A 20778-nucleotide genomic window follows, 5' to 3' on the forward strand; every position below is an offset into this window, starting at 1 on the left:
TCCGCCGTCGGGTGGACCGCCCGGCGGCGGGCCCCGGCCGCGTCCTAGACTCTGGCCCCGGCACCGAGGGATGGAACGTGGGACAGATGACGAGCACCGGATTCGACGACGACGCCCGGCTGCGCCCGCTCGCCGCCGGACGCGGTCCGCTCCTGGAGCGGGGTGGGCACGTCGTGTACACCGCCCGCCGCCTCGGTGAGCTGGTGTCCGGTCGTCCGCCGGGCGTCACCGGCCACCAGTGGAACACGGCCGGTCGGGCCACTCTCGACGTCGTGGTCTGTGACGGCGCCACCGGCCGGCCGGTGTTCGCGGTCGAGTTCACCTCTCCGGTCGCCACGCCGGAGGCCCGACGCGAGATGCGGATGCGTGACGCGGTCAGCGCGGCCGTCGGCCTGGAGGTGCTCAGGATCCAGTCCGCCACCCTGCGGCCCGGCCCGCACGGGCGACGGGTGGCGGAGTACCTGATCGACGCCCGTCGCTACGCCGCCGGCCTTCCGGAACAGGACGATCCGGCGGCCGAGCAGCCCGTGGGGTTCCGGGACATCGTCGGTCGGCTGCCCGACGGGCGTGACGGCCCCGTCAACGACCTGGGCGCGATCGCCCGTGCCGCCGCGGTCGAGGCGTACGTGGCCCGGCAGCTCGTCGACCCCATCGTCCGTGGCCTGCACGTGCGCTGGACGAACGGCTCCACCGAGGGCTGGGCCTGGGTGGAGGTGCGTCCCGGCCGGTGCCTGGTCGAGCGGGTCCTGCTGTGGGAACACCGTTTCTCGTGCGGGGTCGACGCCGCACGACTGGCCGGGGACCTGGCGGTGACCGCGATCGGTGAGCGTCTCCGCCAGCTCGACACCGACGAACCGGACCTGGTGCCCCGGATCGACCTCGGACGTGACGTCGACCGCCTGCGGTCCCGCCGGGACGAGATGGCGCACGGGTTCGACTTCGACCATCTCACCTTCGACTGATCCCTTTCCGGCCGCCGGGCGCGTGGGATCTCGATCCCCGGGCGTCGGGCCGTGCGGGGAATGGGCCGGATCGGCTCGTCCCGAGCCGGTCGGAGCGGTGACGGGAAAGGACATCGTCGGTAATCGACATCTTTCCCGGGAACGGGAATACCGCTCACGGTCGCCGGTGCGTCCCGGTCGGCGCTCCCGCCGTTTGCCGGCCGGCGGATCCCCGTCGTCGACGCGGACATCCCGCCACGGTGGACCCGCGGCCGCACCGACCACGACGCCGTCCGGACCCGTCGCCCACCGGAGACTGACCGGTGGCCGACCGCCGACGCCGGTAGGGCGGCGACCGCGCCAGGTCGGCCCTGGTCAGCACGCGTGGAAAGCAGGGGCGCGGGTTCGGGGGACGGGCGGAAAGGGTGGCCCGGCCGGCGCTGGTGATTCCCCAGCGTGACGTCCGGGCTCCGGATGGTAATCGACGGTCGGTCAGCGGTTCTTGTACGCCTCGACCACCGACACCGGGATGCGGCCACGCTCGGAAATCTCGTAGCCGTTCTTCACCGCCCATTCGCGGATCGCCCGGTTCTGCTCACGATCCATTCCGGACGTCGCCGGACGACCCGGACGGCGAACTCCCCGGTTGCTCTCCACGACGCCCCGACCGATGCGACGGCCAGCGGTGATGTACGGGTCCAGGGCCTTGCGCAGAACCCCGGCGTTTTCGTCCGACACATCGATGGTGTACATGACGCCGTCGAGCCCGAACTCGACCGTCCGGTCGGCCTTTCCGCCGTCGAGGTCGTCGGTGAGAACTGTGATTACTTTCCTGGCCATCGTCCATTACTCCTTGTGCGTGGCGGGGTGTGGCTAAGAGTTTGACGTATCGCACCGCAAATCCGCAACAATGCGTGGCCCTCGGCATTCCATGGCGCACACCAAGCGGGTGAAAACTCGCCCTGGCATGGAAATTGCCAGTCGGGCGGTCGGGCCCGGCCGTCGCCGAACCCACCGGACGCGCCGCGCAACCCGCATGGCGACGAATGCGGTTCCGGTGCCGGGCAGCCCGGCCTGGCCGGCGAGTGCGGCGGCCTCCGTCCGGTTGGTCACCCGGAGTTTACGCAACGCCGAGACGGCCGTCCGCTTGACGGTTCGTTCCGGAACGTGCCGCTCCTCAGCGGCTCCTCGGGCCCGCTGCTCCTGCGAGCGTCCCGCCCGCCGGGGAGCCGCTCGGTGCGTCTCCCGGCGGTCGTGGTGTGGGTCACACGGTGGAACAGGGCGGACGTGGCGCGACTTGAGTCAGGCACGCTCAAGTCAACGCTTTTGGCAGGTGTGCGATGGCAACTCTTCCGGTACTGCCCCTGACCGACACCGTCCTGCTGCCCGGCATGGTCATCCCGGTGACCCTCGACCCGACCACCCAGGCCGCCGTCGACGCGGCCCGCGCCACCGGCGACCAGAAGCTGCTCGCCGTGCCCCGGATCGACGGCGAGTACGGCCCGGTCGGCGCGGTCGCCACCATCGAGAAGGTCGGTCGGCTGCCCAGCGGGGAACCGGCGGCCGTCATCCGGGGCCTGACCCGGGCCCGGATCGGCTCCGGCGTCCCCGGACCCGGCGCCGCCCTCTGGGTCGAGGCGACCGAACTGACCGAACCCGCCCCCGCCGGCCGGGCCCGGGACCTCGCCCGCGAGTACCGGGCGCTGATGACCTCGGTGCTCCAGCAGCGCGGGGCCTGGCAGGTCATCGACGCGATCGAGCGGATGACCGACCTGTCCGAACTCGCCGACTCCGCCGGCTACGTCTCCTGGCTCACCCTGGCCCAGAAGACCGAACTGCTCGCCGCGCCGGACGTCACCGCCCGACTCGACCTGCTCGTCGGCTGGGTCCGCGACCACCTCGCCGAGCAGGAGGTCAGCGAGCGGATCAACAACGACGTCCGCGAGGGGTTGGAGAAGTCCCAGCGGGAGTTCCTGCTCCGCCAGCAGCTCGCCGCGATCCGCAAGGAACTCGGCGAGGACGAGCCGGACGGCTCCGCCGACTACCGGGCCCGGGTCGAGGCCGCCGAGCTGCCCGAGAAGGTCCGTGAGGCGGCGCTGCGCGAGGTCGGCCGTCTGGAGCGGGCCAGCGACGCCTCCCCGGAGGCCGGCTGGATCCGTACCTGGCTGGACACCGTGCTGGAGATGCCGTGGACGACCCGTACCGAGGACGACACCGACCTCGCGGCGGCCCGTGCGGTGCTCGACGCCGACCACGCCGGCCTGGCCGACGTCAAGGACCGCATCCTGGAGTACCTGGCGGTGCGCAACCGGCGCGCCGAGCGCAACCTCGGCGTGGTCGGCGGACGCGGCTCCGGCGCCGTACTCGCCCTCGCCGGCCCGCCCGGCGTCGGCAAGACCAGCCTCGGCGAGTCGGTGGCCCGTGCCCTCGGGCGACGGTTCGTCCGGGTCTCCCTCGGTGGCGTCCGCGACGAGGCCGAGATCCGTGGCCACCGGCGCACCTACGTCGGCGCGCTGCCCGGCCGGATCGTCCGCGCCCTGCGCGAGGCCGGCTCGATGAACCCGGTGGTGCTCCTCGACGAGGTCGACAAGCTCGCCGCCGGATACGCCGGCGATCCCGCCGCCGCCCTGCTGGAGGTGCTCGATCCGGCGCAGAACCACACCTTCCGCGACCACTACCTCGAAGTCGACCTCGACCTGTCCGACGTGCTCTTCCTGGCCACCGCGAACGTGGTGGAGAACGTCCCCGGCCCGCTGCTGGACCGGATGGAGCTGGTCACCCTGGACGGCTACACCGAGGAGGAGAAGGTCGCCATCGCCCGGGACCACCTGCTGCCCCGGCAGCGGGACCGGGCCGGACTCACCGCCGAGGAGGTGACCGTCACCGACACCGCGCTGGCCCGCATCGCCGCCGAGCACACGCGCGAGGCAGGTGTCCGGCAGCTCGACCGGGCCCTGGCGAGGATCCTGCGCAAGGTCGCCGTGACGCTGGCGACCGAGGCGGGACCGGTCCACGTCGACGTCGAGGACCTGACCCGCTACCTGGGTCGCCCGAGGTTCACCCCCGAGTCGGCGGAGCGGACCGCCGTCCCGGGTGTGGCCACCGGCCTGGCGGTCACCGGAGCCGGGGGTGACGTCCTCTTCGTCGAGGCGACCAGCATGGACGGCGAACCGGGGCTGACCCTCACCGGACAGCTCGGCGACGTGATGAAGGAGTCCGCGCACATCGCGCTGTCGTACCTGCGCTCGCACGGCCGCCAGCTCGGCCTCGACCCGAACGCCCTCGCCGGACGGCGGATCCACCTGCACGTGCCGGCCGGCGCGGTGCCGAAGGACGGGCCGAGCGCGGGCATCACCATGGTCACCGCGCTCGCCTCGCTGGTCAGCGGCCGACCGGTTCGTCCCGAGGTCGGGATGACCGGCGAGGTGACCCTCTCCGGTCGGGTGCTGCCCATCGGCGGGGTGAAGCAGAAGCTGCTCGCCGCGCACCGGGCCGGCCTGACCGAGGTGGTCGTCCCGGCCCGCAACGCGCCGGACCTCGACGACCTGCCGGACGAGGTCCGCGAGGCGCTGACCGTACACACGCTGGCGGACGTGGCGGACGTGCTCGCCGTGGCGTTGCGCCCTGCCGACACCGACACCGACACCCGCACCGGTCCCGCCCTCGCCGCCGCCTGACGCGGATGGGGTGGTAGCAGGGGCCCCCTGCGGTGCGCTGAGCACTGCAGGGGGCCCCTGCTCCACAAAAAGCGGTAACAGGGGACCCCTGCTACCACCCCACAAGGGGGGTCAGCGATTGTCGCGGTCGCGGCGCACGGTGGCCTTGCGCCCCTTGATGGTGCTGCCACGCAGCCCGGCGATCACCTCGTCGGCGACCGACTGGGGCACCTCCACCAGGGAGAACCGGTCGGCGATCTCGATCGAGCCGATGTCCCGTCCGCTGAGCTGGGTCTCCCCGGTGATCGCCCCGACCAGGTCCTGCGGGCGGACCCCGGCCCGCCGGCCCAGCCCGATGAAGACCTGGGTCGTCCCGCCCGTGCGGGAACGGGCCGGGCGGCGCTCGCCGCGTGCGTCGTACCCCGGCCGGGCCTCGCGGGGGGCGCGGACCGGAACCTGCGGGATCTCCTCCTCGTCGTCGGCACCCGGCCCGGCGGCCTCGTGCGCGAGTTTCACCGCCGCGAGCGCGACCTCCATCAGGTCGAACTCGTCGCTGAGCGACTCCACGATCACCCGGAACGGATCGAGGTCGTCCTCCAGCAGGCTCTCCCGCAGCGCCGCCTGGGTCAGCTCCAACCGCCTGGTACGCAGGTCGGCGACCGTGGGAATCTTGTCGATGACGATCCGCTGGCCGGTCACCCGTTCGATGGTCTTGAGCATCCGGTGCTCACGCGGCTCGGCGAGGGTGATCGCCACGCCCTCCCGTCCCGCCCGGCCGACCCGGCCGATCCGGTGCACGTACGACTCGGGTGCCGACGGGACGTCGTAGTTGACCACGTGGGTCAGCTGCTCGACGTCCAGCCCCCGGGCCGCGACGTCGGTGGCCACCAGCAGGTCGGCGGTGCCGGCGCGCAGCCGTCCCATCACCCGGTCCCGCTGTTCCTGGCTCATCCCGCCGTGCAGCGCCTCGGCCCGGTAGCCCCGGCCGTTCATCGTCTCGGTGAGGCGGTCGACCTCCTCCCGGCTGCGGCAGAAGACGATCGCCGCGGTGGGGGACTCCACGTCGAGGACACGTCCCAGCGCCGCCGGCTTGTGGGCCCGCGCCACGATGAACGCGCGCTGCCGCACCAGGGGCGTCTCCCCGGCCACGGTGGGCTCCCGGGCGATGAGGATGCGGACCGGGTCGGTGAGGTGCTGCCGGGCCATCCCGTCGATGCGCGCCGGCATCGTGGCCGAGAAGAGCACCGTCTGCCGCTGCGCGGGCGCGTGCTCCAGGATCGCCTCGATGTCCTCGGCGAAACCCATGTCGAGCATCTCGTCGGCCTCGTCGAGCACCACCGTGGCCAACCCGCCCAGGCGCAGCGTGCCCCGGGCGATGTGGTCCAGCGCCCGGCCGGGCGTCGCCACCACCACGTCCACCCCGATGTCCAGGGCCCGCAGCTGCCGCCCGATCGGCTGCCCGCCGTAGATCGGCAGTACCCGGACCCCCAATTCCCGCCCGTAGCGGTGCAGCGCCTCGGAGACCTGCACGGCCAGCTCCCGGGTCGGGGTCAGCACCAGCGCCACCGGGTCACCCGACGCACGCTCGGCCGGGAGCCGGTTCAGCAGGGGCAGCGCGAAGGCGGCGGTCTTGCCGGTGCCGGTCGCCGCCTGACCCAGCAGGTCACGACCGGCCAGCAGGGGAGGGATCGCCTCCCGCTGGATCGGGGTGGGCTCCTCGTAGCCGAGGGACGACAACGCGCCCAGCAACTCGGGTCGCAGACCGAGGTCGGAGAAGGGGCTCGCCGGATCGGGGTCGCCCGGACCGGTGGAAGCGGACGCTGGTTCGGGCAGTACAGGTGCGGAACTCATGCGACAAGCCTTCCATCACCCCTGGGGTCACGTTGCGGCGACCGGGCCACATCGGCGACACCTTCCGGTACGCCGGTGCGGACGACGCCCGTTCAGGCGTCGCCCGCACCGCCGTGGCCCCTTCGACGAGGCCACGGCGTCCCGCTGCCATCCGGACCACGATCTGGGTCCGGACGCCCCCGATCAGGCAGCCGGGACGGACGGCTCAGAGGGCCAGCAGCACCGCGATTCCCACCCCGGTGTCGAAGACGGCGCACCACTCGGCGTACCCGCGTGGCACCACCCGGTTCAGGCGGTGGTGCACGACGTCCCACGCCGAGTGGGCCAGCCAGCCGGCCGCCACCAGCCAGGTGGCGAGCGGCTCGGCGGCGGTCGCCGCGGCGGCCGCCAGGCCAACCCAGGCGAGCATCCCGGCCACCTGCACGGCGAGCATCCGGCGGTCACCCAGCCGACGCCGGTACGCGCCGATCACCAGGTAACCCGCCGGCAGCACCAGCACGAACCACGGATTGGGCACGACCGGCGCGAACACCATGTCGACCGTCACCAGCAAGGCCAGCAGGGTCGGCCAGCGGTGCCGCAGCAGCCGGAGCAGGGGACCCGCCGCCGGGGTGGGAGCGCCCGCGTGGACGTGTTCGCCACGGCGGTGCCACACCACGACGACGGTCGCCGGCACCATCAGCAGGTGCGCGCCGAGGGTCAGCACGTCCGCGTCGATCAGCCCGGCCCACCACGGTACGGCGAGCAGCGGCAGCGGCAGCACCATCGCGGCCACCATTTCGCCCACCCCGGACCACGGGTGCCCCCGGTGCCACATCCACACCGTCATCCCGATCGCCATGTCGAGGGCCATGACCAGCATGCCCACGTCCGGCCGGGCGAGCAGGTCGGGTCGGCCGAGGCGGTCGGCGGCCACCGCCCAGAGCGGGTCGAGGAGCAGCATCCCCGCCACCATGGCGGCGAGCATCTCCAGTACGGGCCGGAGCAGCCGGCGTCGACCCGCCACCGGCTCGGCCACGAGGGGTGTCCCGGTCGTCGTCCGGGCCACGGGAGGCGTTGCCGTCGTCGTTTCGCTCATGTGTCGAGCCTGCGGCGTACCCGGACCCGGAGCCCATCCGCGCGGTGTCACCGGTCGGCCGTGCGAAACGCCCGGCGTACCCGTGCGTCCCGGGCCTGACGGGCGGGCCGTCGTTCTCCTAGCATCGGGGCCGTGCCGACCACTCCCGCCGACCCGGACCGCTGGCTGCGCCGGGCCCGGACGGTCACCCTGGTGTCGTTGGCCGGCGGGTTGTGGGCCGGTCTGCTCCTGCCCGCGATCGGGATGTTCCGCGAGACCGACGGGCTCCGGCTGGCCGGGGGAGCGGCCGGCATCGTCCTCTTCGCCGTTACGCAGGGCGTGGCGGTGCATGCCGCCGTCACCCCCTGGCTGGACGACCGGGCCCGGCGCCGTCGCCGTCTCGCCTTCGTCGGCGCGGCGGTGCTCAGCGTGCCGCTGGTCGCGCCGTTGGCCGCCGGCTCCTGGCCGAGCTGGGCGTGGCTGGGGGCCTCTATGGTCGGCACCGTCCCGCTGCTGGGTCCGGTACGGGCCCTGCTGCCCGTCACCGCCGGCGCGCTGCTCGTCACCGTGACGGTGGCCGGGGCGACCGGTGGTTCCGTCGTCCGGCACCTGGCCGTCACCGGCGGCGTCGGCCTGGGGATCGCCGCCGTCAACGGTCTCCAGTTCTGGTTCTGGGATCTGCTGCTGCGGGCCCGGGAGGGCCAGGAGGCGCGAGCCCGGCTGGCCGCCACCGAGGAGCGCCTGCGGTTCGCGCGGGACGTGCACGACGTGCTCGGACACGCGTTGACCGTCATCGCCCTCAAGGCCGAGCTCGCCGCCCGGCTCGCCCCGGTGGACGCCGAGCGTGCCGGGCGGGAAGCCGACGAGGTGCGCCGGCTGGCTGCGGCCGCCCTGGACGAGGTCCGCGACGCCGTGCACGGGTACCGGCGGGTCGACCTCGCCGACCAGGCCGCCGCCGTCGGGCAGGTGCTCCGGTCCTGTGGCGTACGGTCCACCGTGCTCCTGCCCGACGGCGCCCTGCCGGCGGGGACGGCCGCCCAGTTCGCGGCGGTGCTGCGGGAGGCGAGCACCAACGTGCTCCGGCACAGCCGGGCCGGCTGGTGCCGGATCGAGATCAGTGTGGAGGACGAGGTGGCCCGGATGACCGTCGCCAACGACGGGGCCCCGGCGGTCGGCCCGGACGACCGCAGTCACGGCCTGGACGGGCTGAGCGAACGGCTGGCCGCCGTCGGCGGCGTGCTCGCCGTCCGGCATGACGGCGACGTCTTCACCGTCGAGGCGACCGTGCCGGTCCCCGCATGATCCGCGTCCTGCTCGCCGACGACGAGGAGTTGATCCGGGCGGCCCTCGGCGCACTGCTCGATCTGGAACCGGACCTGACGGTGGTGGCGCAGGCCGCCGACGGGCCGGCCGCGGTGACCGCCGCCCGGGCTCACCGCCCCGACGTGGCCGTGGTCGACCTGGAGATGCCCGGCCTGGACGGGTTCGGCGTCATCGCCGAACTGGCCCGGGTACTGCCCGACTGCGCGGTGGTGATCCTCACCGGCCGTGGTCGGCCCGCGCACCTGCCCCGCGCCCTCACCGCCGGGGCGCGTGGCTTCCTGGCCAAGGGCTCGCCAGCCGGCGCGCTGGCCGACGTGATCCGACGGGTACGCGCCGGCGGCCGGTACGTCGACCCCGCGCTGGCCGCCGACGCGTTGAGCATCCCGCCCTGCCCGCTGACCCCACGGGAGCTGGAGACGCTGCGGCTGGCCGAGTACGGCGCACCGGTCGCGGTGATCGCCCGCCGCGCGCACCTGTCCAGCGGCACGGTGCGCAACTACCTCGCCTCGGCCGTGCAGAAGCTCGGGGCGGCCAGCCGCGCCGATGCGGTCCGTCTGGCCCATGACAACGGCTGGCTGTGACGCACCACCACCGCAGGCGGCTAACCTGGGCGGCGTGCGGACCGTCGAGCTGCTCTGCTCCCCGCCGTTGGAGGACGCCGTCCGGGGCGCCTGACACCGGCTCGCCGAGGCCGGCCTGCCCAGCCTGGCCCGGAACACGCACCCCACCAACCGCCCCCACCTGACCCTGGCCTCGGTCGACGAGTTCCCGCCCGGGGCGCAGGCCCGCCTCGCCGCCCTGGTCGACGCCGCGCTGCCCCTGCCGGTGCGGCTGGACCGGATCACCGTCCTGGACGGCAGCGCCCCACTGGTGTGGCTGGTCCGTCCGTCTCCGGCACTCACCGCGCTGCACGCCGCCGTCTGGGACGCCCTCGCCGGTGCCGACGGGCTGCTGCCCTGGCACGCGCCGGGCCGGTGGATCCCGCACCTGAGCCTGGCGTTGCGCTTCCGCGACGCCGACCGCCGGCGGGCCCGCGCGGTGGCCGCGGCCGACCGCCCAACCGGTGCGTTCGTCGCCGCCCGCAGCTACGACGGCGCCGACCGGACGGTCACCGCGTTGGGCCGCGCGGTCCCCGACACGTGAGCGGGCCCCCCGCCCGTTGGGGCAGGGGGCCCGGTTGGGCGGTCCGACGCCGCACCCCGTGGACCGTCCGTCCAGGTGACTACCGGTGGAAGCGCAGGTAGTCGAACTCCGCGGTGACCGCCGGCTCGGCCCCGCCGTGCGCGACCAGGCCGATCCGGGGGGTGGTGTCGGCCGGGAACGTCCAGACGCCACCCCAGGTCCAGGTACGGCCGTCGCGGCTGGAGCCGGCCCGGAACTCGTGCTCGCCGGTGACCGGGTCGACCCGGTGCGCCAGCCGCAGCCAGGTGGTGGCGGCCGGCGCGCCGACGATGTTCCCGCCGTACACCGGCTGGCCGGCGAAGGGCAGCTCGTAGCCGTACTCGACCTGGCGGGTGTTCCAGATCGCCACCTGGCTCAGCCGGGCGAAGCGGTCGTCGTCGACGTACGCCACGAGGCCGGCCTGCTGGTAGTTGCGGACCGTCTCCTCGCCCAGGTCGAGGGTCACCTTCGTCTCGACGACGTAGTCGCCGGTCGGCGCGTCGCGCAGCAGCACTCCGGCGTCGTTGCCGGTGCCGGTCAGGTCCGCCGAGCGCACCGGCCAGCGCAGCGCCCCGTCGGCGACGGTGGCCCCCGGGTCGGGCCGCACCCACTGCCAGGGCGTGCCGAGGTCGCCGTCGAACTCGTCGGAGAACTGCGGCAGGATCCCGCCGACGCGGGGCGCGGGCACGGTCCGCCGCACCGGTCGGTGCAGGCGGGCGACGCTGACGTTGTCGAACTCGGCGACGCCACCGGCGGCGACCAGCCCGAGCCGGCCGGTCGGCGATCGGTCCAGCCGCAGGGTGACCACCGCGAGCTGGTCACCCAGGCGGGCCGGGCTCAGCGTGGCGACCAGCCGGTCACCGCGTACCTCGACGGCCAGGTGGTGCCGGTGGCCGGGGACGAAGCCGGCCGGCAGCGGCGCGGTCGCCGTCCGGTGGCCGTCACGGGCCACCAGTAGGCCCCCGGCCACGTCGACCCGGACGTCGACGCGGTCGCCGAGGGTGACACCCGCGGCGCGGGCACCGGCCGGGCGCAGGTCCACCTCGGCACGGACGTCCCCGCCGGTGGTCGTGTGATGGGTCAGCGTTCCGGTGCCGCGCAGCTGTCCGTCGGTGACCCGCCAGTCGCCGTCGTGCCGCCAGCCGGTGAGGGCGACGCCCTGGAAGCGCTCGTCGATTCGTCCGGTGGTGACCGGGGCGGGCCGGTCGCCGTCGGACGGTCCGGCGCCCGCGTTCACCACCGGCCACCCGTCGACCCAGTCGAGCCGGTCGATCAGCATCGGCCGCTCGTTGATGCCGAACGGTTCGTCCAGGTACGGGTCGGCCCGGTCGATGCCGTGGTAGACGATCCAGTCCTGACCGGACAGGTCGGTGAGGAAGCCGTTGTGCCCGACGCCGATCCAGCGGTTGCCGTTCTGGGTCAACACGGGCGTGCCGCCGGCCCGGGAAGCGGTCAGCGCCAGTCCCTCCCGGTCGACGAAGGGCCCCCGCGGGCTCCTCGACCGGCCGACGTGGACGGAGTAGCCGGTGGCCGGCCCGGCGCAGCAGTTGGCGGTGGAGGCGAAGAGGTAGTACCAGCCGTCGTGGCGCAGCACGTAGCTGCCCTCGAACTTGTTGTCGATCGCCACCAGTGTCGGCGTGCCGACCGCCCGCAGCCCGTCGGGGGAGAGCTCGGTGACCGATACGCCCCCGTAGTAGCTGCCGTAGTAGAGGTAGGGGGTGCCGTCGACGTCGGTGAACTGGCTCGGGTCGATGGTCCAGAGCCAGCCGCCACCACCACCCGGGCGGGGGGCGACGACCGGCTCGTCGGCGAAGGTCCACGGGCCGGTGGGGGTGGGGGCGGTGGCCGCGCCGACGGCGAAGTCGCCCCCGTCGGGCGAGACGGTGGTGTCGGTGACGGTCACGTACATGACCCAGCGGCCGTCGACCCAGCGCACGTCGGGGGCCCAGAACCCGGCCCCCTCGGCGGCGTACGGGGGACGCTGGCCGGGGGTGAAGGCGTCTCCGACGTAGGTCCACCGGAGCAGATCGGCCGAGCGGGCCATGGGGACGCCGTGGAACTGCTTCTCGCCCTCGCGAAGGGGATCGGTGGTGCCGTAGGCGTACCAGAGGCCGTCGGGCCCCCGGACGATCACCGGGTCGGCGAAGGTGTCGGCGAAGGAGGCGGAGAGCGGATTGTCGTAGCGGGGCGGGTGGTCCGGGCCGGCGAGCGCCGGCGCGGACGCGGTGGCCGCGAGAAGGAGCCCGAGTACGGCGCTGCACGCGCCGCCGCGGCGGAGAAGTCCCATCAGACCTGCCTTGGGTCGGGGCGGTGTCGGTCGTCGTCGCTGCGGTGTCGTGCCTTTCTACAACGTTGAAGACAACGTTGTAAAGATCTCCTCGCGGTGGGTCCACGAAGACCGCCCCGAGACGTCCGGCTCCGGGTCGGACCGGTGGCCGGCGGGCCCGGGTCAGCCCCAGCCGTACTTGCCGGGGTAGTCGCCGACGTCGGGGTACCTCCAGTCCCAGCCCGCCCACGCCGGGTAGCTGGACCACTCGTCGGCTCTCCGCAGTGTCGCGGTGGGCACCGGGGTCAGTGGACCCTGCGTACCGTGTCGGACGGCGGCGCACATGGTGAAGATGCCGAGGTCGACGGCGTGATCGATCGAGTTGGGCGCGGGCACGCCATGGGTCGTGCCGATGCTGGCCCGCAAGGTGCCGTCACGCTCCCGGTCGAGCTTCCAGGCGTCGGAGGCCCACCCGACGTTCCACACGGCGCTGAGCACGTTGCTGCTTGCCGGCAGGGTCCACAGCGGCCACAGGAAGACGTCCTCGGCGCCCAGGCGGAACCATCCGTTGGGCAGTACCGGACGACCGGCCTCGACGCCGTTGCGGCGGCGGTAGCCGAAGGTGGTGACGGCCAGGGTCGCCAGCCAGGTGGCGCCGGGTACCGCCCCGCTGCCGCCGGGGCCGCGCAGGCCGGGATGGGTGGAGTAACTCGCGCGGTGGTCGAGGAGCCATCCCTCCGAGCCGTCGACCCGACGCCAACTCGTCAGCGCCTCGGTCAGCAGCCGCCGGGGATCCTGCCGTACGTCCCGCATGGGGTAGTACCAGAAGCTGCCGAGGGTCTGCCGGCCGCGCACGGCGACCAGCGGATTCACCACGCAGAACCCGTCCTCGTCGGTGGCCCTCTCGGTCACCGTGGCCTCGAGCCAGTGGCGCCCTCCGGAGGACCGGCTCACGCGTTCGAGCAGGCTGCGGTAGTCGGCTGGGCGGACGCGCAGCGGATCAGGTGCCCCTCGCCGCCGTCGCACCGGGAAGCCCGAGGTGTGGGGGATGGCCGCCCCGTGTTCGATCCTGTCCAGCTGTCTCGTCAGGTGGTCCACGAGGTCGGCGACGCTGGAGTGACGACGGCAGTACAGGATCGCGTGCCGGTCCTGCCGGTCCCAGCACAGATAGCTGGTCTCCATCAGCTGGTCCATCAGCCCGACGGCGGCCAGGAATCCCAGCGGCTCGTCACCGATCAGGCCGGGTAGGTCCACCCGATTCAAACTGCTCACACTCCCTGCGTCGGCCGACACCGTCCCGCCCCGGCCGATGGACGCTCCGACTCTACTGTGGACGTCGGAGGTGCTGGCGGTCCACCACCGGCAGCGCGGTGGACGGGCATCGGAGCGGGTTCTGCGGGGGAGCACGTGCCGAAGGTGGCATCCGGTCCCGGCGGCACCGGGGCGGGTACGCCGACGGCCCGCCGGTCCCAGCGACGCTGGTGGCCCGGCGGGCCGTCGGTGGTGCGGACGGGGGCGTCAGCCCGCCGGCGGGTACGGGTCGTCCTTGTAGGTGTACTCGGTCTCGATCCGGCCGTCGGCGGTGTGGACGACGAGCTGGCTGGGTTCGTCGGCGTGCGCGGCCTTCCGCCCCGCCTCGACCGCGACCTGCTTGGTGTCGTACCGGCCGACCTGCTTGCCGCCCTGTTCGACCTTCCAGCCCTGACCGTCCGGCACCACGTGGTATTCGTTCCGCTTCATCGTCACCTCACCATCCCTTCGGTGTTCCTGGTACCCGGCCGCGGCGGCCGGAAACCGGAGACGGTCCACCACCGTGGACAACCCGCCGCCGCTGACCTAGCGTCTTCCAGCTATGCGGAGACATGCGCTCGTGCTCGGTCTGGTGGTGCTGCTGGCACTGACCGGCTGCTCAGGGTCGGAACCGGTCACCGGGGCGCCGGCCGGGCCGACCGACGCCCCGTCCACCCCGGTCGCCTCCCGACAGACCCCGGCCGAGGCCGAGCGGACGCTGGCCAGCTTGCGTCGCGTCGACGACCTGCCCCTGTACGAGATGACCTACGTCGGCGACTACGACGCGCAGGCCGGCCTGGACCGGCCCACGCCCAGCCCGGTCGGTTGCTCGCTCTTCGCCGCCCTCGGCGACCGGGACCGGCCGCTGTTCGCCCGCAACTTCGACTGGGACCCCAACCCGGCGATGGTGCTGCGCACCGACCCGCCCGACGGGTACGCCTCGGTCTCCCTGGTGGACATCTCCTACCTCGGCGTGGGGGCCGACCCGACCGGCGACCGCCGGCTGCTCGACGCCCCGTTGCTGCCCTTCGACGGGATGAACGAGCGCGGCCTCGCGGTGGGGCTTGCCGCCGACGACAACGCCCGGGCCGAACCGGTGCCGGGGCTGCCCCGGGTGGGCAGCGTCCGGATCCTGCGGCTGGTGCTCGACGAGGCGGCCACGGTCGCCGAGGCGGTGCGGGTGTTCCAGCGGTACAACCTCGACTTCGAGGGCGGCCCGCCACTGCACTACCTGCTCGCCGACGCGACCGGAGCGTCGGCGGTGGTGGAGTTCGTCGACGGTCGGATGCGGGTGCAGCCGGGTGGCGGGAGCTGGCAGGCGTTGACGAACGTGCCGGTGGTCGACGTCCCGGAGCAGCGCCGACGCGACGACCGTCGCTACCGCATGCTCGCCGAGGCGCTGACCGCCGCCCACGGGCGGCTGGACGCCCCTGCGGCGCTGGACCTGCTCGACGACGTCCGGCAGGGGCACACCCGGTGGTCGGTGACGTACGGGCTGCGCAGCGGCGAGGTCCGGGTGGTCACCGCGACCGGCGGCCGGCGCGAGTACCGGCTACCGCCGGCCTGATCCCGGACGTGCCTCGGCCCGGCCCCCACACGGGGCCGGGCCGAGGACGTGGCCGGACTACCAGCTGCGGTAGCTGGGCTGGGTCTGCGGGTTGAACTCCTGGAACCGGGTCAGCTTCGCCGAGGCGGTACGCGGGTCGTCGATCTCCAGGACGTCCAGGCCCTTGACCGTGTCGTTGGAGTAGATGTACCCGTTGTAGTAGTACGCCGACCAGCTGCCGCCGAAGACGAGCGCGCTGTCCGACAGCGGCCCCCGCTCCCAGTAGCCGATCTCCTTCGGCTTCGTCGAGTCGGTGAAGTCCCAGACCGACACGCCCCCCTGGTACCAGGACTGGACCATGATGTCCCGGCCCTTGACCGGGAGCAGCGCGCCGTTGTGCGCCACGCAGTTCTCGGTGTCCGCGTTGGCCCGCGGAATCTTGAAGTAGCTGCGGAAGGTCATCGTCCGGGCGTCCCCGTCGCCGGAGATGTCGTAGACGGCGTTCGCGCCCCGGTCGGGGCCCACGGTGGCGTTGCAGGTCGCCGCAACGCCGCCACCCAGTTCGTCGACGAACACCACCTTCGTGCCGGTGTTGTTGAAGGTGGCCGAGTGCCAGAACGCGAAGTTCTCCGTGTCCCGTACCCGGTTGATCACCCGGGGAGCCTCCCGGTCGGCGATGTCCATCAGGATGCCGTCACCCATGCACGCACCAGCGGCCAGGTCCTTGTCCGGGTAGACGGTGATGTCGTGGCACCCGCTGGTCGCGGACCCGTCCGGACGTCCCTCGTACCCGCCGTCCGGGAAGAGGTTCGGGGTGGCGACCACGCTCGCCGCCGTCGGGTCCTGCACCGGCACCCGCACGATGGAGATGGAGTCGTGCGGCCGGGGGCAGCCGACGTACGTGTCGGACGGGCCGTACGAGGAGACGTAGAGGTAGACGGTGCCCCGGGTGCGGGCCGGCACCAGGGTGTGCGTGTGCGAGCCGCAGGCGGTCTGGACGGACTTGACGTAGCGCGGGGCGGTCTTGTCGCTGATGTCGAAGATCTTGATGCCCTCCCACGCGGTCGTGTCCGGGTTGACCCGGGTGCTGGCGCAGGAGTCGTCGCTGCGGGGTGAGTCGGTCGACAGGAACAGCAGGTCGCCGTGGACCGAGATGTCGTTCTGCGAGCCCGGGCAGAGCACCTGGGAGACCAGCTTCGGCCGTTCCGGCCGGGCGATGTCGTGGATCTGGAAGCCGTTGTAGTTGCCGACGAACACGTACTTGCCCTGGAAGGCCAGGTCGCTGTTGACGCTCGTGTTCAACGGTGTGCCGATCGGCGCGTTCGCGACCAGCCGCATGTTCGGGCTGCTGGCGATCTCGTCGACCCCCGGTATGGCGGTGGGGCTCTCCGTGCCCGCCCACGCGGGGGCCGGGGCAGCGGCGGTCTGCGCGGCGCCGGGCGCGGCGGGAGCGAGACCGAGCAGGAGGAGGCCGGTGGCGGCCAGGCCCAGGGTCCGCAGGTGACGTGGGGATGGGAAGGGTCTGCTCATCGGCGGCATCCTTCGACGGAAGGCTATGGTACGAGGGCGCCTTGCAACCTGACGATAGCAGTCGATGTAGCCCGGCTGGCGAAAGTGGACAACACGGTCTCGTGCGCCATGCGGAGGGGGAGGGGTGTGGATGACGGTCCGACATGGACGGTTCCTGGCCGTTGCCATGGTACTGCTGGTGGTGGGCGCGGCCGCCCTGCTGCTGCGGTTCGCCGCCGAGCCGCCCGAAGCGCCCCTGCCACCCGCCGCCCGCCCCACCGCCCGCGCCACCGCCACGCCCGTTTCGGACGGCCCACCGGTGATCGTTCCGGGGCATCCCGGTGAGTCCGCGGTGACCCGCGCCGGCAGCGACGTGCGCCCGGACGTCTCACCCGGCTACAACGACGCGGACGTCTCGTTCGTCCGGGCGATGATCCCGCACCACGGCCAGGCGATGGAGATGGCCGATCTCGCCCGGCAGCGGGCCGGCGACCCGGCGGTGCGGGCCCTCGCCGAGCGGATCAGGGCCAGCCAGGGGCCGGAGGTCGGGATGTTGCGGGGCTGGCTCGCCACCCGGGGACTACCTGCCGAGGCGACCGGCCACGGCCACGGCAGCGGCGCCATGCGGGGCATGCAGTCCCCGGAGGCGATGCGGCAACTCGCCGCCGTCCGGGGGGCGGACTTCGACCGGCTCTTCGTCAGCATGATGACCGATCACCACCGGGGTGCCGTCGCGATGGCCACCGACCTGCTCCGGGTCGGTGCGGACCTGACCCTGTCGGAGTTCGCCACCGCGGTCGCGGTCGAGCAGAACGTGGAGATCGACCGGATGCGGACGCTGCTCGACCGCTGACCTGCGTCGCACCCCGCCCGGAGGTCAGGCGGGGCCGTCCGCCCCGCCGTTGCCGCCTCCGGGCGGGGCGGTCGTCGTCTGGCCGGTCGTGGGAGCCGGGTCGGTCGGCTCGGTCGCCGGAGTAGTGGTGGCCGCCACCGGTGGCGTGGTGGTCGGCGCGCCGGTCGGTTCGGTCGACGGGACCGGTTCGCCCGAGCCGCTCGACCCAGGGCTCGGGGTCACCGTCGCGCCGACCGACGGGCGGCCGGTCGGCCAGCCGGGGCGGTTCGGGCGGTTCGGTCCCGGCGTGGTCTCCTCGGCCGGCCCCGGCCCCTGGGGATCGCCGCTCGGGACCGTCGCGGACGGGGTGGTCCGCAGGTTGGTGGCCGGCGCCGAGCCGTCGTTGGTCAGGCTCATCGCCGTGACCAGGCCGGTGATGGCCACCAGCACCGCCGCGACCGCGCCCACCAGGGGACCGCGCCGCCGGGTGCGCGCACCGGTCGCACCGGTGGACGACACGGCGGGCAGGTCGGTGCGGGTGTCCGGCCCGGAGAGCCGCAGCGGGCCGGGGACCGGCACCGTGGGCGTGCCGCCGGCCGCGGCGCCCGCCGCCGCCCGGGCGGCGACGGCCATCTCGGCGCCGGAGGCGTACCGCTCGGCCGGCTCCTTGGCCAACGCCCGGAAGACGAGGTCCCGCACGGGCGCGGGGATCTCGGCCGGCAGCGGTGGCGGTTCGTCGTCCAGATGACGCACGGCCACCTGGAGCGGGTTGTCGCCGGTGAACGGCGGACCGCCGGTGAGGCAGCAGTACGCGACCGCGCCGAGGGCGTAGATGTCGGTGGCGGCCGAGACCGGCCGGCCGGCGGCCTGTTCCGGCGCCATGTAGAGCGCGGTGCCCGGAACGGCGTTGGTGCTGGTGATGCTGGTGACGTTGGTCGACCGGGCCACGCCGAAGTCGACGAGGACGACCGCGCCGCTCTCCTGGACCATCAGGTTGCTCGGCTTGACGTCCCGGTGCACGATGCCGCCGCTGTGCGCCGCGTGCAGCGCCTCGGCGGCCTGGGCCACCACCGACATGGTCTCGGCGACGCCGAGCGTGCCGTCGGCCTCGATGCGCCTGGACAGCGGTCTGCCCTGGACGAACTCCATCACCAGGTAGTCGGCCGTGCCGCCCTCGGGCAGCTCGTCCTGGCCGCAGTCGTAGACCTGCACGATCCCGGGGTGGCGCAGCGCCGCCATCATCCGGGCCTCGGCGCGGAACCGGGCGATGAAGTCGGGGTCGGAGACCAGCGCGGGCAGCAGAACCTTGACCGCCACCTGCCGCCCCAGCACCACGTCGGACGCGCGCCAGACATCGCCCATGCCGCCGGTGGCGACACGTTCGTCCAAGCGGTACCGACCGCTGAGCACGACTCCGGAAGACAACACCGCAATACCGTACCCACCGGCGCGCGGAGCTATCCGGGCGCGATCCCGGGTAAAGTGAGCGGGGCGCAGTGGTTGGGGCACGCTGGGTGACGAAGGCCCGTGGTGGGCGGTGTCCCGGCGTCCGACGAGCCGCCGGCCGGCCCCGGGTCGCGCCGGCGGATGTGCTCGTACGCTGCGGGAACGCCGCCCTGTGGTCGGCGGGCGTCCCGATGGCGGCAGGCGTTACGTCGACACGCCGTGGCAGTTCGTTGATTTATGTCACTTGTTTTACTTGTGATGCTGCCTTGTCGCTGGGTGACCTGCCCCCTACCGTTACCGACTCGGGTCGGCCCCGACCGGGGCGCGGGATCCGCCGTGACGGACGGTTCCGCCCCGGTTGCCGTGCCGTCTCGGCCACGGCCGTGGTGCGAGGCCAGCGGGGGGCTGATGGTGCGGGTGGAGGTCCGGTCCGGCGTCGACGGCACCGACCCCGAACGGTCGGACCCGGGTGGACACGTGGCAGGATCGACCCCCCGATGACCGGTGACCTGAACGCGGTGGTGGCCGCCGCGCAGAACGGCGACGAGGAGGCGTTCCGCCTCCTCTACCGCACCCTGCAACCGGGCCTGTTGCGCTACCTCACCGCCCTGGTCGGGGCGGACGCCGAGGACGTCGCCTCGGAGACCTGGCTCCAGGTCGCCCGGGACCTCGCCACCTTCACCGGCGGTGAGTTCCGGGCCTGGGCGGTCACCATCGCCCGCAACCGGGCCATGGACCACCTGCGTCGGCAGCGCCGCCGGCCGTCCGTACCGGTGCCGGTGCAGTCCCTCAGTGAGCTGCCCGGCGACAGCGACACCGCCGAGAACGCCGGGGAGACCCTCGGCACCGAGTCGGCGATCGCGCTGATCGCCACGCTGCCGCCCCGCGAGGCGGAAGCGGTCCTGCTCCGGGCGGTGATCGGGCTGGACGCCGAGTCCGCCGCCCGGGTGCTGGGCAGACGGGCCGGCGCGGTCCGCACCGCCGCCCACCGGGGCCTGCGCCGGCTCGCCGGGCTCCTCGGCGACGCCGACGGCGCGTCGTCCCCGGTCACCCCACCCCGCCCGCGTCCCGGCCGGGGCCGGCAGCTGCCGGGCCCGCCCCGAACCGAACCGGCGGACGGTTGACGTGAGGGGAGCCTGGATGCGTTTCCGTCGATCCCGCCGTCCGGACGAGCGGGCGGCCGAACGGCTGCTCGACACCGTTGCGACCGGTCACGCCGAGCGATCCGACGACCCCGTCGCCCGGCTGCTGGCCGCCGCCGTCGCGCCGGCCCGCCCCGACGAGCTGGCGGGGGAGGACGCCGCGCTGGCCGCGTTCCGGGCCGCCCGGGCGCAGCGCCCCGCAACCGTGCCGGCCCGTCCGCGCCGCACTGCCCGCGCCGCGGTCTGGCTGGCCGGGTTCGCGGTCACCGCGACCGCCGGGGTGGCGGTGGCCGCCGTCGGCCTGGACAGGTCCGACCCACCCCCGGCCCCACCCGCGCCGACCACCGGCGTCCCGGCCCCGCCGGAGAGCCCCGTGCCCACTCCGGCCACCGGCAGCGGTGCGCCCACCACCGGGTCCCCACCCGGCCCGGGGCATCCACGCTCCACCGGACCGTATCCCCCCGGCCCCGCGGCGCAGCGGGGCCTCTGCACCGCGTACCTGGCCAAACCCGCCGACCAGCGGGCCACGTCACTGGAGAGTCCCACCTTCCGTCCGCTCGTCGAGGCGGCCGGCGGTCCCGGGCGCGTCGACGCGTACTGCCGGGGCCTGGTGACCACCTCCCCGGGCGAGCACCCCGCCTCCCCGGGCGACCGCCCCTCGTCCCCGGGCGGCCACCCGTCCTCCCCGGGCGGGCGGCCGACAGCCCACCAGCGGACCGGTCCGCCGGCCGACCGACCGTCGCCGCCCCGCTGACCTC

At 73.9% G+C, this 20778-nt stretch carries 17 protein-coding genes; 9 read left to right on the forward strand and 8 right to left on the reverse strand.

Features of this window, described 5'->3' with window-relative positions:
- The first annotated feature begins 86 nt into the window (after positions 1 to 86).
- On the forward strand, positions 87 to 962 hold the full coding sequence (locus tag IGA62_RS27125; RefSeq protein WP_145818122.1) for a hypothetical protein: 876 nt from the start codon (positions 87 to 89) through the stop codon (positions 960 to 962).
- A 471-nt stretch (positions 963 to 1433) separates the two neighbouring features.
- Here IGA62_RS27125 and IGA62_RS27130 read toward each other — a convergent pair whose 3' ends face one another.
- Complete coding sequence (locus IGA62_RS27130) at positions 1434 to 1781, reverse strand: histone-like nucleoid-structuring protein Lsr2 (protein WP_091461984.1); 348 nt, start codon at positions 1779 to 1781, stop codon at positions 1434 to 1436.
- Between the two features lie 500 nt (positions 1782 to 2281).
- Between IGA62_RS27130 and lon the strand changes: the two genes are divergently transcribed.
- The gene (lon, locus tag IGA62_RS27135; protein WP_145818120.1) at positions 2282 to 4618 is read left to right on the forward strand and encodes an endopeptidase La; all 2337 of its coding nucleotides are present in this window, start codon (positions 2282 to 2284) and stop codon (positions 4616 to 4618) included.
- 111 nt (positions 4619 to 4729) lie between these two features.
- On the opposite strand, the gene IGA62_RS27140 is transcribed toward lon, so the two are convergent.
- Together IGA62_RS27140 and IGA62_RS29745 are read right to left on the reverse strand one after the other, a co-directional pair.
- A complete protein-coding gene (locus tag IGA62_RS27140) occupies positions 4730 to 6448 on the reverse strand; it encodes a DEAD/DEAH box helicase (RefSeq protein ID WP_145818117.1) in 1719 nt (572 codons plus the stop codon).
- A 205-nt stretch (positions 6449 to 6653) separates the two neighbouring features.
- Positions 6654 to 7526, reverse strand: a complete 873-nt coding sequence (locus IGA62_RS29745; RefSeq protein WP_198501128.1) for a hypothetical protein — start codon at positions 7524 to 7526, stop codon at positions 6654 to 6656.
- 132 nt (positions 7527 to 7658) lie between these two features.
- On the opposite strand from IGA62_RS29745, the gene IGA62_RS27150 reads away from it, so the two are divergent.
- The 3 genes from IGA62_RS27150 to IGA62_RS27160 all read left to right on the forward strand — a co-directional run bounded on the left by IGA62_RS27150 (position 7659) and on the right by IGA62_RS27160 (position 9971).
- Positions 7659 to 8807, forward strand: coding sequence for a sensor histidine kinase (locus IGA62_RS27150; protein WP_232624793.1), 1149 nt, complete (start codon positions 7659 to 7661; stop codon positions 8805 to 8807).
- Positions 8804 to 9409: a response regulator transcription factor gene (locus tag IGA62_RS27155; RefSeq protein WP_145818115.1), complete on the forward strand. Its 606-nt coding sequence runs from the start codon at positions 8804 to 8806 to the stop codon at positions 9407 to 9409. The genes IGA62_RS27150 and IGA62_RS27155 overlap by 4 nt, the downstream gene beginning before the upstream one ends.
- Before the next feature lie 124 nt (positions 9410 to 9533).
- Complete coding sequence (locus tag IGA62_RS27160; RefSeq protein ID WP_280526204.1) at positions 9534 to 9971, forward strand: 2'-5' RNA ligase family protein; 438 nt, start codon at positions 9534 to 9536, stop codon at positions 9969 to 9971.
- Positions 9972 to 10050: 79 nt separating this feature from the next.
- Here the strand turns inward: IGA62_RS27160 and IGA62_RS27165 are convergent, their stop codons facing one another.
- The 3 genes from IGA62_RS27165 to IGA62_RS27175 all read right to left on the reverse strand — a co-directional run bounded on the left by IGA62_RS27165 (position 10051) and on the right by IGA62_RS27175 (position 13995).
- Positions 10051 to 12276, reverse strand: coding sequence for a family 43 glycosylhydrolase (locus tag IGA62_RS27165; RefSeq protein ID WP_145818113.1), 2226 nt, complete (start codon positions 12274 to 12276; stop codon positions 10051 to 10053).
- Positions 12277 to 12438: 162 nt separating this feature from the next.
- Positions 12439 to 13527: a type I-G CRISPR-associated protein, Cas3-extension family gene (locus IGA62_RS27170; RefSeq protein WP_145818111.1), complete on the reverse strand. Its 1089-nt coding sequence runs from the start codon at positions 13525 to 13527 to the stop codon at positions 12439 to 12441.
- 246 nt (positions 13528 to 13773) lie between these two features.
- Positions 13774 to 13995, reverse strand: a complete 222-nt coding sequence (locus IGA62_RS27175; RefSeq protein WP_141714257.1) for a DUF2188 domain-containing protein — start codon at positions 13993 to 13995, stop codon at positions 13774 to 13776.
- 112 nt (positions 13996 to 14107) lie between these two features.
- Here IGA62_RS27175 and IGA62_RS27180 point away from each other — a divergent pair, with 112 nt between their 5' ends.
- Positions 14108 to 15112 (forward strand): carcinine hydrolase/isopenicillin-N N-acyltransferase family protein, encoded by a 1005-nt coding sequence (locus tag IGA62_RS27180; RefSeq protein ID WP_145818109.1) that lies wholly within the window; start codon positions 14108 to 14110, stop codon positions 15110 to 15112.
- A 57-nt stretch (positions 15113 to 15169) separates the two neighbouring features.
- Here the strand turns inward: IGA62_RS27180 and IGA62_RS27185 are convergent, their stop codons facing one another.
- Positions 15170 to 16621, reverse strand: a complete 1452-nt coding sequence (locus IGA62_RS27185; RefSeq protein WP_145818107.1) for an LVIVD repeat-containing protein — start codon at positions 16619 to 16621, stop codon at positions 15170 to 15172.
- A 130-nt stretch (positions 16622 to 16751) separates the two neighbouring features.
- Between IGA62_RS27185 and IGA62_RS27190 the strand changes: the two genes are divergently transcribed.
- The gene (locus IGA62_RS27190; RefSeq protein WP_145818104.1) at positions 16752 to 17453 is read left to right on the forward strand and encodes a DUF305 domain-containing protein; all 702 of its coding nucleotides are present in this window, start codon (positions 16752 to 16754) and stop codon (positions 17451 to 17453) included.
- 24 nt (positions 17454 to 17477) lie between these two features.
- On the opposite strand, the gene IGA62_RS27195 is transcribed toward IGA62_RS27190, so the two are convergent.
- Entirely contained in the window at positions 17478 to 18860 is a 1383-nt protein-coding gene (locus IGA62_RS27195; protein ID WP_145818101.1) for a serine/threonine-protein kinase, read from the reverse strand.
- Between the two features lie 515 nt (positions 18861 to 19375).
- Here IGA62_RS27195 and IGA62_RS27200 point away from each other — a divergent pair.
- Positions 19376 to 20002 carry an RNA polymerase sigma factor gene (locus IGA62_RS27200; RefSeq protein WP_145818095.1) on the forward strand — a complete coding sequence of 209 codons (627 nt, stop codon included), beginning with the start codon at positions 19376 to 19378 and terminating at the stop codon, positions 20000 to 20002.
- A gap of 16 nt (positions 20003 to 20018) precedes the next feature.
- A complete protein-coding gene (locus IGA62_RS27205; RefSeq protein WP_190289221.1) occupies positions 20019 to 20774 on the forward strand; it encodes a hypothetical protein in 756 nt (251 codons plus the stop codon).
- The last annotated feature ends 4 nt before the right edge of the window (positions 20775 to 20778 follow it).

Source organism: Micromonospora sagamiensis (genome assembly GCF_014680085.1).
In the GTDB taxonomy this organism is placed as follows: Bacteria; Actinomycetota; Actinomycetes; order Mycobacteriales; family Micromonosporaceae; genus Micromonospora; species Micromonospora inyonensis.

What these genes read in the sequence shown, in the direction of transcription:
- IGA62_RS27125 (WP_145818122.1), top strand. Translation starts at nt 87, where the DNA reads ATGACGAGCACCGGATTCGACGACGACGCCCGGCTGCGCCCGCTCGCC.
- IGA62_RS27130 (WP_091461984.1), bottom strand. Translation starts at nt 1,781, where the DNA reads ATGGCCAGGAAAGTAATCACAGTTCTCACCGACGACCTCGACGGCGGA.
- lon (WP_145818120.1), top strand. Translation starts at nt 2,282, where the DNA reads ATGGCAACTCTTCCGGTACTGCCCCTGACCGACACCGTCCTGCTGCCC.
- IGA62_RS27140 (WP_145818117.1), bottom strand. Translation starts at nt 6,448, where the DNA reads ATGAGTTCCGCACCTGTACTGCCCGAACCAGCGTCCGCTTCCACCGGT.
- IGA62_RS29745 (WP_198501128.1), bottom strand. Translation starts at nt 7,526, where the DNA reads ATGAGCGAAACGACGACGGCAACGCCTCCCGTGGCCCGGACGACGACC.
- IGA62_RS27155 (WP_145818115.1), top strand. Translation starts at nt 8,804, where the DNA reads ATGATCCGCGTCCTGCTCGCCGACGACGAGGAGTTGATCCGGGCGGCC.
- IGA62_RS27165 (WP_145818113.1), bottom strand. Translation starts at nt 12,276, where the DNA reads ATGGGACTTCTCCGCCGCGGCGGCGCGTGCAGCGCCGTACTCGGGCTC.
- IGA62_RS27175 (WP_141714257.1), bottom strand. Translation starts at nt 13,995, where the DNA reads ATGAAGCGGAACGAATACCACGTGGTGCCGGACGGTCAGGGCTGGAAG.
- IGA62_RS27180 (WP_145818109.1), top strand. Translation starts at nt 14,108, where the DNA reads ATGCGGAGACATGCGCTCGTGCTCGGTCTGGTGGTGCTGCTGGCACTG.
- IGA62_RS27185 (WP_145818107.1), bottom strand. Translation starts at nt 16,621, where the DNA reads ATGAGCAGACCCTTCCCATCCCCACGTCACCTGCGGACCCTGGGCCTG.
- IGA62_RS27190 (WP_145818104.1), top strand. Translation starts at nt 16,752, where the DNA reads ATGACGGTCCGACATGGACGGTTCCTGGCCGTTGCCATGGTACTGCTG.
- IGA62_RS27200 (WP_145818095.1), top strand. Translation starts at nt 19,376, where the DNA reads ATGACCGGTGACCTGAACGCGGTGGTGGCCGCCGCGCAGAACGGCGAC.
- IGA62_RS27205 (WP_190289221.1), top strand. Translation starts at nt 20,019, where the DNA reads ATGCGTTTCCGTCGATCCCGCCGTCCGGACGAGCGGGCGGCCGAACGG.